The organism is Rhodanobacter sp. C03, assembly GCF_002001175.1.
Taxonomy (GTDB): domain Bacteria; phylum Pseudomonadota; class Gammaproteobacteria; order Xanthomonadales; family Rhodanobacteraceae; genus Rhodanobacter.
Map to the genome: position 1 here is coordinate 175,917 of NZ_MUNT01000005.1, position 12,284 is coordinate 188,200.

Below are 12,284 nucleotides of genomic sequence, written 5' to 3' on the forward strand. Positions count from 1 at the left end.
CTCCGGATCAGCCCGCGACGATGCGTTCGCGCCAGGCGCGGGTCCGAGCAAGGATGGCGTCGGTGTCCATGTCGATCAGCACGCGCTCGGCCAGCTTGCGCTTGCCGGCGATCCACACGTCGCTGACCTGATGGCGACCCGTGGCGTAAACCAGCTGCGAGATGACATGAAACATCGGCTGGGTTTCCAGATCGCTCAGCCGCACGGCCGCGAAGTCGGCCTGCTTGCCGATCTCGATCGAGCCGATCTTCGCTTCCAGCCCGATCGCCTTCGCGCCGTTGAACGTTGCGGCACGCAACGCAAACGCCGCATCGAACGCTGCCGCGTCACCGGCCACGGCTTTCGCCAGCAGCGCGGCGGTACGCATCTCGCCGAACATGTCCAGATCGTTGTTCGACGCACAGCCATCGGTGCCAAGCGCCACATTGACGCCGGCCTGACGCAGCTTTTCCGCCGGGCAGAAACCGGAGGCCAGCTTCAGATTCGATTCCGGGCAATGCACCACCGACACGCCGGCCTCGGCACAGGCGGCGATCTCGCCGTCGGTCAGCTGGGTCATGTGCACCGCAATCAGACGGTCGTTGACCAGGCCGAGTTTCTGCAGGCGCTGGAACGGACGCAATCCGCTCTTCTTCTTTTCTTCCTCGACCTCATGCGCGGTCTCATGCGTATGCAGGTGCACCGGAATATCGAGCTGGTCGGCCAGCATGCGGATGCGCTCAAAGCTCTCGTCCGAAACCGTATACGGCGCATGCGGCGCGAACGCGGTGCTGACCAGGCCATCGCCGCGGAAGCTGTCGTGCACTTCGCCTGCCCGCTCGAAGTATTCGTCCTGACTCCTGGCCCATGCCGTGGGAAACTCGATCACCGGCAAACCGACCACGGCACGGAAGCCGAGCTTGCGGTAGGTGGCGCCGATCACGTCGGGGAAGAAATAGTTCTCGTTGGCGCAGGTGGTGCCACCGCGCAGCATCTCGGCCACCGCCAGCTCGACGCCGTCACGCACGAACTCCGGCCCGATCACCTTCGCCTCGGCCGGCCAGATGTGCTGCTGCAGCCACACCATCAGCGGCAGGTCATCGGCCAAGCCGCGCAGCAGGGTCATCGGGTTGTGCGTATGCGCATTGACCAGACCCGGGATCAGCGCGTGCTCACCCAACTCAATCCGCTCGCGCGGTACGTAGGCGGCGCGTGCCTCGGCAATCGGCAGCAGCGCGACGATGCGATCGCCCTGCACCACCACGGCGTGGTCCTCCAGCACGACGGCGTGCGGCTCGACCGGCACCACCCAGCGGGCCTCGATCATCAGGTCGACTGGCTGCGGTGTCGTCGGACTCATCATCAACTCGCTCTGTCAGTTTGGGTACGACCAGTTCGTATACGGCCGGTTTGTATACGTCATGGGGCGGTACCTTGCGGTGGCCGCCCCATGCTTTGGTTCGTCATTCCGGTTTCACCAGGATGACCGCTGGCAAACGTGCGAGCGAAGCTCGCGCGCCAGACTCGTCATTTCACGCGGCTGTCGTAATCGCCGGTGCGGGTATCGACCTTGATGATTTCGTCCTGATTGACGAACAGCGGCACGCGCACCACGGCACCGGTCTCCAGCGTGGCCGGCTTGCCACCGCCACCCGAGGTATCGCCGCGTACGCCCGGATCGGTCTCGGTGATCTTCAACTCGACGAACTTCGGCGCCTGCACGGCGATGATCCCGCCATTGAACAGTGTGACCACGCACTCTTCCTCACCCTTGAGCCACTTCCACGTGTCGCCCATGGCCGCCAGGGAAGCCGGCACCATCTCGAACGTCTCCATGTTCATGAAGTGCCAGACGCGATCCTTGCCGATGCCGTCGATAAACGAAAGCTGCATGTCGGTATCGGTGGCATCGGCTTCCTCGAAGGAGTCGCTGGACTTCAGCGTCTGCTCGGTGGTGCGGCCGTCCTTCAGGTTGCGGATGCGGATGCGGGTGAACGCCTGGCCCTTGCCCGGCTTGACGAAGTCCGCTTCGGTGATGAGCCACGGATCACCGTTATGAAGGATCTTCTTACCCGTTTTGACGTCATTGAGGCCAAGGGTCGCCATGCGCTATCTGCTCCGGAGTCAATTTCGCCCAAGAGGGCGGCTAAAATGGATATCTGTCACGGGCTTCAGCGCCCGCTCCAAGGCCCATCATGATAACCGCAAGCCCCCATTCCCGCCTATCGTCGCCTGCTCCCGGCTGGCGCGAGCTATGGCGGGATGCCATCACCGATGCCGGCGAGCTGCTGCAGGCGGTGGGCTTGGGTGACCGCACCGATCTGCTGCCGACCGACGATGCTGGCTTCGCTTTGCGGGTTCCGCGTGGATTTGTCGCACGAATGCGCCATAACGACCCGACCGATCCGCTGCTGCTGCAGGTGCTTCCGCAGCGGGCCGAGCACGACCAGGTCGAAGGTTTCACGATGGACGCGGTGGGTGACCTGGCGTCCAAGGCCGGGCACGGCATCCTGCACAAATACGACGGTCGCGCGCTGCTGATCGCCAGCGGCAGCTGTGCGGTGAACTGCCGCTATTGTTTCCGCCGGCATTTCCCCTACGGCGAGGAAATCGCCGCCGCATCGCAGTGGCGCGATGCCCTGGCCCATGTAAGGGCCGACCCGTCGATCCGCGAACTGATCCTGTCCGGCGGTGATCCACTGGCGTTGGCCACGCACAAACTCGAGGAGCTGACCCGCGGCCTGGCCGATCTGCCCCAAGTGATCCGCCTGCGCATCCATACACGCCTGCCGGTGGTGCTGCCCGAGCGGATCGACGACGCCTTCGTCGCGTGGCTGGCCGCGCTGCCACTGCAGAAAGTGGTGGTGCTGCATGTCAATCACGCCAATGAACTGGATGCCAGTGTCGATGCCGCCTGCGCCCGTCTGCGTGATGCCGGCGCCAGCCTGCTCAACCAGTCGGTGCTGCTGCGTGGAGTCAATGACAATGCCGGTGCATTGGTCGATTTGTCCGAACGGCTGTTTGCGGGCGGCGTGCTGCCCTACTACCTGCATCAGCTCGACCGGGTACAAGGCACAGCTCATTTCGAGGTGGATGACGCCCGCGCGCTGGCGCTGATGGACGCATTGCGCGCGCGATTGCCAGGCTATCTGGTGCCTCGGCTGGTGCGCGAAATGCGCGGGGATGCCTCCAAGCGGCCACTGTGAACTAGGTCAATGGTCACTGTTATGCGGCTTTCCGCTGGCGGCCACTGACGGAATCCGTTACAAACATCGATGGTGAACGCCCCTGCAGGTCGCTTCGCCCAGCCCGCGGTGATCAACGGACAGCTCAACGCCCCATGAAAAAAGATTACGTCATCAAGATTCTCTTCGTCGAAAGCTCGCTCGAGGAGGCGGAACAGATCATCAGCCTGCTGCGCAATACCGGTATCGCGGTACGGCCGGCACGCGCCACCCAGGTCGAACAACTGCGGGCAGCAGTGAACGAACTGGAGCCTGACATTGTGATGTTCGATCCGGCGGTCACCACCATCACCATCGACGAAGTGGTGATGGTGCTCGAGGCCTACGGCCGTGACTACGCCCTGCTGGGCCTCGTCCAGACCATCGACAACCAGAGCGTGGCGGACCTGTTCGTGCATGGTGCCCGCGGCGTCGCCGCACGCAGCCAGCCGAAGCAGCTGGTTGCGGTGCTGCAGCGTGAATTCGAATCGTTGCAGACTCGCCGCCAGGTGCGCTGGCTGCACACGGCGCTGCGCGAGACGGAACGGCGCTGCGATGCCTTGCTCGACTCCTCCACCGATGCGATTGCCTATGTCCATGAAGGCATGCATGTGCGCGCCAACCACGCCTACCTGGAAACCTTCGGCTACGAGAGTTTCGACGACCTGCTGGGACTGCCGTTGCTGGACATGATCGATGCAGCCAATGCCGATGAGATGAAGGCCCTCCTCAAGGGGCAGGCCCATCAAGGCAAGTTCCCCGCCCAGCTCACGCTGCGTGCGCGTCGTGCCGACGACAGCCGCTTTGATGCCACGGTGGAATTTGCCCCAGCTACCTTCGAAGGCGAGCGTTGCCTGCAGATCGTGTTCCGCAGACAGATGATCGACCCCGCCGTGCTGGAACAGCTTCAGCGAGATCCAGTCACCGGGCTGTACAACCGCTCACATATGCTGGTCTGTATCGATGACGCGGTGACCGCGGCAGCCAAGGGCAAGAATGGTCAGTCCCTGTTGTTGATCGAACCCGATAACTGGGCGTCACTGGTCGCCGGCATTGGCCTGAGCAAGGCTGATGAGCTGCTGGCCGCCTTTGCCGGCCGCATCCGCATGCTGCTGGGCACCGACGATATCGCCGGCATGCTCGCCGAGCACACCTTCGGCGTGGCGCTGGATTCACGACCTGATGAAACGATCAGGGAATGGATCACCAAACTTCAGCACAGCATCAGCAGCGATATCTTTGATGCCGGCGCGCGCTCGATCACCGTCACCGCCAGCATCGGTGGCAGCATGCTGGGCGAAAAGAATGCGAATGCCGAAACGCTGCTCAACCAGGCCAGCCATGCCTTGCGCACCGCACAAAGCCTCGGCGGCAGCAAGGTGGAACTGCACGACCCGGCCGCGCGCGAAAAGGCCGACGAGGAACGCGACCGCTACTGGCTTGACCTGCTGCAGAAGGGCCTGACCCAGGACGACTTCGTGCTCTATCACCAGCAGACCATCAGCCTGCAGGATGCCGAGGGCGAATACTCGGAAATTCTGCTGCGCATGAATGGTCCGCAAGGCGAAGTGCTGCCTGGCTTCTTCATGCCGATCGCCGAAAAACACAACCTCACTGGTGCGATCGACCGCTGGGTACTCGACCGTGCCATCAGTGCGCTGCAGGCACGCGAAAGTCAGGGCCAGCCGACCACGTTCTTCATCAAGCTCACCGCCGCCTCGCTGCAGGACGACACCCTGCTGCCATGGCTGGACGGGCGACTCAAGCAGGCAGCACTCAAGCACGGCCAGCTCGTGCTGGAGATGACCGAGAGCAAGGTGATGACTCTGCTGCGTCCGGCACAGGAGTTCGTCAAGGGCTGGAAGAAGCTGGGTGGTCGTTTCGCACTCGAGCAGTTCGGCTCGGGCCTGAACTCGTTCCAGATGCTCACCCACATCGACGCCGACTACCTGAAGATCGACCGCAGCTACATGGCCGAACTCCCACGGCATCCGGAAAGCCAGAAGAAGGTCGCCGAGATCTGCCAGCAGGCGCGCGAACTGAAGCGCCAGACCATCGCCGAATGGGTCGAGGACGCTACCAGCACGTCGCTGCTGTTCGCCTGCGGCGTGGACTTCGTGCAGGGCAACTTCCTGCAGCCGCCGCAACCGCTGGAATAAACAGCGGACCTGTTTAACCTCATTGCCGACAGGCCGGCATAAAGAAGCCCGCGGAGCGATCCGCGGGCTTCTTCGTTGCAACCCACTGGCGGCGAGAATTACTCGGCGGCGGCAGCGGCGGCAGCGGCCTTCGCACTGGCCTTGGCGGCAGCGGCAGCGGCGACGTCTTCCTTGATGCGGGCAGCCTTGCCTTCCAGGCCACGCAGGTAATACAGCTTGGCGCCACGCACCTTGCCCTTGCGCTTCACCGTCAGCGAATCGATCGCCTGACTATGCGCCTGGAACACGCGCTCCACGCCGGTGCCATGTGAAATCTTGCGCACGGTGAAGGCCGAATGCAGGCCGCGGCTGCGCTTGGCGATGACAATGCCCTCGAACGCCTGCACGCGCTCGCGGTTGCCTTCCTTCACCTTGACGTTGACCACAACGGTGTCGCCGGGGCTGAATTCCGGCAACTGGCGGGTGATCTGCTCGGATTCGAACTGTTCAATGATCTTGTTCATGGCGCACCTGTCGGTTCACTTTAGCGATATCAATGCTGCGGTCGTCATTCGGCCGCATCGTCTTGCCGCAACCGCTCCTGTTGAGCATGTTCACGGCGGAATTCATCCAGCAAGGCCCGGGATTTCGCATCCAGCCCATGCTGTGACAACAAGTCCGGGCGACGCAACCAGGTTCGTCCCAGCGATTGCTTGAGGCGCCAGCGGGCGATCGCCGCATGGTCACCGGACAGCAACACCTCCGGTACATCACCCAGCGCATCGTGCACCGGTTTTCCATAATGCGGACAATCCAGCAGGCCATCCGAGAATGAATCCTGCTCGGCCGACTGCGCGTCGTTCAACGCACCGTCCTGCAAGCGTCCCACTGCATCGATGATCACCGCAGCGGCCAGCTCACCGCCGGACAGCACATAATCGCCGATGGAAAGCTCCTCGTCGACCTCGTGAGCCAGCAGACGCTCGTCCACACCTTCGTAACGTCCGCAGAGCAAGGCGATGCGCGGCCGTTTCGCCAGCGCTTCCACCCGTCCCTGCGTCAGCCGCGCTCCCTGCGGACTGAGATAAATCAGATGCACCGGTTCCGGTACGGCGTCACGCATGGCCTCCAGGGTCGTGCGCAACGGTTCAATCATCATCACCATGCCGGGACCGCCGCCATACGAGCTGCTGTCCACGCTGCGGTGCTTGTCGGTGGCGTAGTCGCGCGGATTCCAGGTTTCCACCTGCAGCAACTCGCGTTGCTGCGCGCGTCCCACCACACCGACAGCAGCACACTGGCGCACGAAGTCGGGAAACAAGGTGACTACGTCGATGCGCATGAATCCTCAACCCTTTGTCGCGATGCGATGCAACGTCAGAATTCAGGATCCCAGTCCACCACCATGCGCCCTGCGGACAAGTCCACCGAACGCACATACGAACCCTGGATGAAAGGAATCAGCCGCTCGCGCTCGCCGTCCCTCACTACCACGACGTCGTTGGCACCGGTGGCGAACAGGTGACTGACCCGCCCCAGCTTCACGTCTTCCGTGGTGACGACCTCAACTCCTTCGAGATCGACCCAGTAATACTCATCCTTCGCGGGAGGGGGCAACTGGTCACGGGTGACATATATGTCATGGCCGATCAACGCTGCCGCCTGTTCCCGGTCGTCCACACCGGGCAATTGGGCCACCATGCCCTTACCCTGCGTACGACCCTTCGCTCCCGAGATCTGCGTCTCCACACCCGGCGCTGCAGTGAGCAGCCACGGCTGGTAGTCGAAGATCCGCATGCGTGGCTCAGCCCAGGATTCGATCTTGAGCCAACCCTGCACACCGTACAGCCCGACGATGCGCCCGATCAGGACGCGCCGACTGGCTGCTGCAGCACTCATAAGTGCCGTACTCAGGCAGCCTGCTGCTTGCCGGCTTCCTTCACCAGCGCGGCGACCTTGTCGGTCAGCTGGGCGCCCTTGCTGACCCATTCCTTGACGCGCTCGACGTTCAGCTCAAGGCGCTTGTCCTTGCCCGAAGCAACCGGGTTGTAGTAACCGATGTTCTCGATGTTGCGGCCGTCGCGCTTGCTGCGCTGATCGGTCACGACGACGTGGTAGAACGGACGGCCCTTGGCGCCACCGCGCGAAAGACGAATCTTGACCATGGTAAAACTCCAGAATTGCCGAATGAGCGGCAGGCACACGAGAGACGTGCGCGGTAAACGGGGCATTTTAGCGGTTTTTCGGAAAAAGGGAATAGGGAATGGGCTTCGAGGGCTTTTGCAGACTCATTGCGATGCATGATCGGCCCAGCATTCCCGGATCGATCAGCGCGGCGGCGGCAAACCGCCCATGCCACCCATGCCGCCCATACCCTTCATGGCACCGCGCATCTGCCGCATCAGCCCCTTGCTGCCACCCTTGGACAGCTTGGACATCATCTTTTCCATCTGCATGTACTGCTTGAGCAGGCGGTTGACGTCAGCCGGCTGGGTGCCAGAACCGCGCGCCACGCGGGCACGGCGTGAACCGTTCAGCAGATCCGGGTGACGGCGTTCTTTCTTGGTCATCGAGTTGATTATCGCGACCATCCGGTTCATCTCACCGTCGTTGACTTTCGACTTGACGCTGTCCGGCAGGTTGCCCATACCCGGCAGCTTGTCCATCAGGCCGGCCAGACCGCCCATATTGCCCATCTGCTCCAGCTGGTCCTTCATGTCGTTCAGGTCGAAGCGCTTGCCTTTCATCACCTTCTGGGCGAGTTTCTGCGCCTTCTCCTGATCGACCTTGCGCTCGACTTCCTCGACCAGCGACAGCACGTCGCCCATGCCGAGGATGCGTTGCGCCAGGCGATCCGGGTGGAACGGCTCCAGCGCGTCGGTCTTCTCGCCAGCGCCGAGGAACTTGATCGGCTTGCCGGTGACATAACGCACCGACAATGCGGCACCGCCGCGGGCGTCACCGTCGGTCTTGGTCAGGATCACGCCGGTCAGCGGCAACGCCTCGCTGAATGCCTTGGCGGTGTTAGCGGCGTCCTGGCCGGTCATCGAGTCGACCACGAACAGGGTTTCGACCGGCGTGATCGCGGCGTGCAAGGCCTTGATCTCGGCCATCATCGCCTCGTCCACGTGCAGACGGCCGGCGGTATCGACGATCAGCACATCGATCACTTCACGACGCGCCGCAGCCACCGCCGCCTTGGCGATGGCGACCGGATCCTGGCCTGCCTCGGACGGGAAGAACTTCACCCCGACCTGCTCGGCCAGCGTGCGCAATTGCTCGATCGCCGCCGGACGATAGACGTCGCAGCTGACCACCATCACCTTTTTCTTCTTGCGCTCGGTCAGCAGGCGCGCCAGCTTGGCCACCGTGGTGGTCTTGCCGGCGCCCTGCAGGCCGGCCATCAGCACCACCGCAGGCGGCGTCTGCGCCAGATTCAATTCGGTGTTGGCCGTGCCCATCACCACGGTCAGCTCGTCGCTGACCACCTTGACCAGCGCCTGACCCGGCGACAGGCTCTTCATGACGTCCTGGCCGACTGCGCGCACCTTGATCCGCTGGATCAGCGCCTGCACCACCGGCAGCGCGACGTCCGCTTCCAGCAGCGCGATGCGCACTTCGCGCAACGACTCGCGGATGTTCTCCTCGGTCAGCCGGCCGCGGCCGCGCAGGCGATTGACAGTGGTGGAAAGACGTTGGCTGAGCGACTCGAACATGACGGAACCGGCAAACAGGAAAGTCCCTGATTATAGCGGACGGATCGGCCTGCTCCGCATGCACGGCCGCCGGAGCCTGTGCGACACTTCAAGGCTATGGCCATCCACGTCTTTGCCCTGCTCGCCATCGTGCTTTATCTTGCCGCCGCCGCAGGGCTGGCACGGCCGCTGCTGAGTGGCGGCCAACCGCTGAACCGACTGGCGCTGGGCGTGGCCGGCGGCGCCGTATTGATCCACGCCGGGATCCTGCTCGGCATGCACAGAGGCGCGCTGGATCTGCATTTCTTCGCCGCGCTGTCGCTGGTCGCGTTCGTGGTATCGACACTGACCCTGCTGGTGAATCTTTCGCGCCCGGTCGCCGCACTCGGTGTGATCGTATTTCCGCTGACCGCCTTGCTAATCGCGGTGGACAGTTTCCTGGCACCGCCCACGCTGCCGCTGACGATGGACTGGCAGATCAAGCTGCATGTCACCGTGGCGCTGATCGCGTTCAGCGTGCTGTCGATCGCAACCGTGCTGGCGATCCTGCTGGCGGTGCAGGAACGCGCGTTGCGCCATCGCCAGTTCGGTCCGTGGCTGCGCGCGCTGCCGCCACTGACGCTGACCGAAACCTTGCTGTTCCGGCTGATCGGTGCCGGATTCCTGTTGCTGACACTGACCCTGATCACCGGCGCACTATTCGTCGACAACCTGTTCGGCCAGCATCTGGCGCACAAGACGATCCTGTCGATCGTGGCGTGGCTGGTGTTCGGTGTGCTGCTGTACGGCCGCTGGCGGCATGGCTGGCGCGGCCAGCAGGCGGTGAACCTGACCCTGATCGGCATGGCGGTGCTACTGCTCGCCTTCTTCGGCACCAAGGCGGTACTGGAACTGATCCTGCACCGCACCGCCTGACATGACCACGACCGAATTCGTACTGACGCTGTCGTGCCCGGATCGCCCGGGCATCTTCGCGGCAGTCTCAGGCCACCTCGCTGCGCGCGGCGACAACGTGCTGGAAGCGCAGCAGTTCGGCGACACCGAAACCGGGCGCTTCTTCATGCGCCTGGTCTTCCAGCCGCTGCCGTCCGAGATGATGCTGGTCCGCCGGCAGGCGGATTTCAGCGTCATCGCCGGCCCATTCGACATGCAGTGGCAGTTGCGTGACCGCAACGAGCGCCATCGTGTACTGCTGCTGGTGTCGAAATTCGACCACTGCCTGGTCGACGTGCTTTATCGCTGGCGCATCGGTGAACTGCCGATGGAGATTTCCGGCATCGTCGCCAACCATCCCCGCGAAACCTATCGGCACCTCGATTTCGACGACATCCCGTTCCATTACCTGCCGGCCGATGCGGCCAGCAAGGATGCCGAGCTGTGGGCGTTGATCCAGCAAAGCCGCACCGACCTGATCGTGCTCGCCCGCTACATGCAGGTGTTGTCCAGCACCTTGGCGGCGAAGCTGGCCGGGCGCTGCATCAATATCCACCACTCCTTCCTGCCCGGCTTCAAGGGTGCCCGGCCCTACCATCAGGCACACCGGCGTGGGGTCAAGCTGATCGGCGCGACCACTCATTTCGTCACCGCCGCGCTGGATGAAGGGCCGATCATCGAGCAGGACATCGAGCGCGTCAGTCACCATCACACCCCCGAAGACATGATCCGCATCGGCCGCGACATCGAGCGGCGCGTGCTGGCGCGCACCCTGCGGCTCTATCTGGACGATCGCATCCTGCTCAACGGCAACAAGACCGTGGTGTTCAGCTCGTAAGCCAACCCTCAGCGACAGGCATCGATCGCCTCGGCCAGTCGCTCCACCCCGATCACCTCCATCTCGCCGACCTTGCCCTTCTTTGGCGCATTCGCCTTCGGCACGATCGCGCGGCGGAAGCCATGATGCGCGGCCTCCTTCAGACGCTCCTCGCCATTCGGTACCGGGCGAATCTCGCCGGACAGGCCAACCTCGCCGAACGCCACGGTGTGTTCCGGCAACGGCCGGTCACGCAGCGACGACAACACCGCCAGCAGCACCGGCAGATCGACCGCCGTCTCCTGCACGCGGATGCCGCCGACCACGTTGACGAACACGTCCTGGTCGTACGCCGCCACGCCGCCATGCCGGTGCAGCACGGCCAGCAGCATGGCCAGCCGGTTCTGTTCCAGCCCGAGGGTGACGCGGCGCGGATTGCCCAGCGAGGACTGATCCACCAGCGCCTGCACTTCGACCAGCAACGGGCGGGTGCCTTCGCGCGTCACCATCACCGCGCTGCCCGAGGTGGGACCGCTGTGCGAGGACAGGAAGATCGCCGAGGGATTCGGCACTTCGCGCAGGCCCTTGTCGGACATCGCGAACACTCCCAGTTCGTTCACCGCGCCGAAGCGGTTCTTGAACGCACGCAGGATGCGGAAGCGGCTGCCGGATTCGCCCTCGAAATACAGCACCGCATCGACCATGTGCTCGAGCACGCGCGGGCCGGCGATGCCGCCCTCCTTGGTGACATGACCGACCAGGAACACCGAGGTGCCGGTTTCCTTCGCGAAACGGGTGAGCTTGGCGGCGGACTCACGCACCTGGCTTACCGAACCGGGCGCCGCGGCGAGCAACTCGGTCCAGATCGTCTGGATCGAATCGATCACCAGCACGCGCGGCCGCGAGGCCATCGCCTGTTCGAGGATGCGTTCGATGCAGGTTTCGGCCAGCGCCTGCAACGGCTCCAATGGAAGGCCCAGCCGTTGTGCGCGCGACGCCACCTGCGACAGCGACTCTTCACCGGTGACATACACGCTGGGCAGATGCGCGCCCAGCGTGCCGAGCATCTGCAACAGCAAGGTCGACTTGCCGATACCGGGATCGCCGCCGATCAGCACCACCGAGCCTTGCACCAGACCACCACCGAGTACCCGATCCAGCTCGCCGATGCCGGTCAGCGTGCGCGCCTCGGTGGTCAACGCCACTTCGGTCAGCGGCGTGATGCGCGCCACACCGGCGGCGTTGCCCGCGTAGCTGGAACGCTGCGCGCCGACGGACGACATGGCTGCTGACGCCGGCGTCAGCACGATCGCGCTGAGCGTGTTCCACACCCCGCATTCGACACATTGCCCCTGCCACTTGTTGTGCTCGGCGCCGCACTCGGTGCAGACGTAGGCGGTCTTGGCTTTGGCCATGCGGGTTTCCGGCTGGATGGTAATGATGCAGGCAGCTTAGCTTGCGCCCATCGCAAACCACGAGACGCCGTGGCGTCAGATGC

12 protein-coding genes are annotated in these 12,284 nt (G+C 63.7%); 4 read left to right on the forward strand and 8 right to left on the reverse strand.

All coding sequences use genetic code 11. The features are described 5' to 3' along the window. Window positions 1-7: 7 nt before the first annotated feature. The gene (locus B0E48_RS07605) at window positions 8-1,339 is read right to left on the reverse strand and encodes a TRZ/ATZ family hydrolase (RefSeq protein ID WP_077517505.1); all 1,332 of its coding nucleotides are present in this window, start codon (window positions 1,337-1,339) and stop codon (window positions 8-10) included. 167 nt (window positions 1,340-1,506) lie between these two features. Continuing rightward, window positions 1,507-2,085 carry an elongation factor P gene (gene efp, locus B0E48_RS07610; RefSeq protein WP_077517506.1) on the reverse strand — a complete coding sequence of 193 codons (579 nt, stop codon included), beginning with the start codon at window positions 2,083-2,085 and terminating at the stop codon, window positions 1,507-1,509. Between the two features lie 89 nt (window positions 2,086-2,174). Here efp and epmB point away from each other — a divergent pair, with 89 nt between their 5' ends. Next, complete coding sequence (epmB, locus tag B0E48_RS07615; RefSeq protein ID WP_077517508.1) at window positions 2,175-3,185, forward strand: EF-P beta-lysylation protein EpmB; 1,011 nt, start codon at window positions 2,175-2,177, stop codon at window positions 3,183-3,185. A 134-nt stretch (window positions 3,186-3,319) separates the two neighbouring features. Then, window positions 3,320-5,362, forward strand: coding sequence for a bifunctional diguanylate cyclase/phosphodiesterase (locus B0E48_RS07620; protein WP_077517510.1), 2,043 nt, complete (start codon window positions 3,320-3,322; stop codon window positions 5,360-5,362). A 98-nt stretch (window positions 5,363-5,460) separates the two neighbouring features. Here the strand turns inward: B0E48_RS07620 and rplS are convergent, their stop codons facing one another. The 5 genes from rplS to ffh all read right to left on the reverse strand — a co-directional run bounded on the left by rplS (window position 5,461) and on the right by ffh (window position 9,057). Then, window positions 5,461-5,865, reverse strand: a complete 405-nt coding sequence (gene rplS, locus B0E48_RS07625; protein ID WP_077517512.1) for a 50S ribosomal protein L19 — start codon at window positions 5,863-5,865, stop codon at window positions 5,461-5,463. 44 nt (window positions 5,866-5,909) lie between these two features. Next, on the reverse strand, window positions 5,910-6,683 hold the full coding sequence (gene trmD / locus B0E48_RS07630; RefSeq protein WP_077517514.1) for a tRNA (guanosine(37)-N1)-methyltransferase TrmD: 774 nt from the start codon (window positions 6,681-6,683) through the stop codon (window positions 5,910-5,912). Between the two features lie 35 nt (window positions 6,684-6,718). Continuing rightward, window positions 6,719-7,240: a ribosome maturation factor RimM gene (rimM, locus tag B0E48_RS07635; RefSeq protein ID WP_077517516.1), complete on the reverse strand. Its 522-nt coding sequence runs from the start codon at window positions 7,238-7,240 to the stop codon at window positions 6,719-6,721. An 11-nt stretch (window positions 7,241-7,251) separates the two neighbouring features. Next, window positions 7,252-7,506 carry a 30S ribosomal protein S16 gene (rpsP, locus tag B0E48_RS07640; RefSeq protein WP_077444504.1) on the reverse strand — a complete coding sequence of 85 codons (255 nt, stop codon included), beginning with the start codon at window positions 7,504-7,506 and terminating at the stop codon, window positions 7,252-7,254. A gap of 162 nt (window positions 7,507-7,668) precedes the next feature. Beyond that, the gene (gene ffh / locus B0E48_RS07645) at window positions 7,669-9,057 is read right to left on the reverse strand and encodes a signal recognition particle protein (protein ID WP_077517518.1); all 1,389 of its coding nucleotides are present in this window, start codon (window positions 9,055-9,057) and stop codon (window positions 7,669-7,671) included. Window positions 9,058-9,153: 96 nt separating this feature from the next. Between ffh and ccsA the strand changes: the two genes are divergently transcribed. Together ccsA and purU are read left to right on the forward strand one after the other, a co-directional pair. Further along, window positions 9,154-9,951: a cytochrome c biogenesis protein CcsA gene (gene ccsA / locus B0E48_RS07650; protein WP_077517520.1), complete on the forward strand. Its 798-nt coding sequence runs from the start codon at window positions 9,154-9,156 to the stop codon at window positions 9,949-9,951. A 1-nt stretch (window position 9,952) separates the two neighbouring features. Next, entirely contained in the window at window positions 9,953-10,807 is an 855-nt protein-coding gene (gene purU / locus B0E48_RS07655; RefSeq protein ID WP_077517522.1) for a formyltetrahydrofolate deformylase, read from the forward strand. 8 nt (window positions 10,808-10,815) lie between these two features. On the opposite strand, the gene radA is transcribed toward purU, so the two are convergent. Next, window positions 10,816-12,201 carry a DNA repair protein RadA gene (radA, locus tag B0E48_RS07660; RefSeq protein ID WP_077517524.1) on the reverse strand — a complete coding sequence of 462 codons (1,386 nt, stop codon included), beginning with the start codon at window positions 12,199-12,201 and terminating at the stop codon, window positions 10,816-10,818. Between the last annotated feature and the right edge of the window lie 83 nt (window positions 12,202-12,284).

Excerpts from the sequence above, each read along its gene's own strand:
- B0E48_RS07605 (WP_077517505.1), bottom strand. The coding sequence starts at position 1,339 with ATGAGTCCGACGACACCGCAGCCAGTCGACCTGATGATCGAGGCCCGC.
- efp (WP_077517506.1), bottom strand. The coding sequence starts at position 2,085 with ATGGCGACCCTTGGCCTCAATGACGTCAAAACGGGTAAGAAGATCCTT.
- epmB (WP_077517508.1), top strand. The coding sequence starts at position 2,175 with ATGATAACCGCAAGCCCCCATTCCCGCCTATCGTCGCCTGCTCCCGGC.
- B0E48_RS07620 (WP_077517510.1), top strand. The coding sequence starts at position 3,320 with ATGAAAAAAGATTACGTCATCAAGATTCTCTTCGTCGAAAGCTCGCTC.
- rplS (WP_077517512.1), bottom strand. The coding sequence starts at position 5,865 with ATGAACAAGATCATTGAACAGTTCGAATCCGAGCAGATCACCCGCCAG.
- trmD (WP_077517514.1), bottom strand. The coding sequence starts at position 6,683 with ATGCGCATCGACGTAGTCACCTTGTTTCCCGACTTCGTGCGCCAGTGT.
- rimM (WP_077517516.1), bottom strand. The coding sequence starts at position 7,240 with ATGAGTGCTGCAGCAGCCAGTCGGCGCGTCCTGATCGGGCGCATCGTC.
- rpsP (WP_077444504.1), bottom strand. The coding sequence starts at position 7,506 with ATGGTCAAGATTCGTCTTTCGCGCGGTGGCGCCAAGGGCCGTCCGTTC.
- ffh (WP_077517518.1), bottom strand. The coding sequence starts at position 9,057 with ATGTTCGAGTCGCTCAGCCAACGTCTTTCCACCACTGTCAATCGCCTG.
- ccsA (WP_077517520.1), top strand. The coding sequence starts at position 9,154 with ATGGCCATCCACGTCTTTGCCCTGCTCGCCATCGTGCTTTATCTTGCC.
- purU (WP_077517522.1), top strand. The coding sequence starts at position 9,953 with ATGACCACGACCGAATTCGTACTGACGCTGTCGTGCCCGGATCGCCCG.
- radA (WP_077517524.1), bottom strand. The coding sequence starts at position 12,201 with ATGGCCAAAGCCAAGACCGCCTACGTCTGCACCGAGTGCGGCGCCGAG.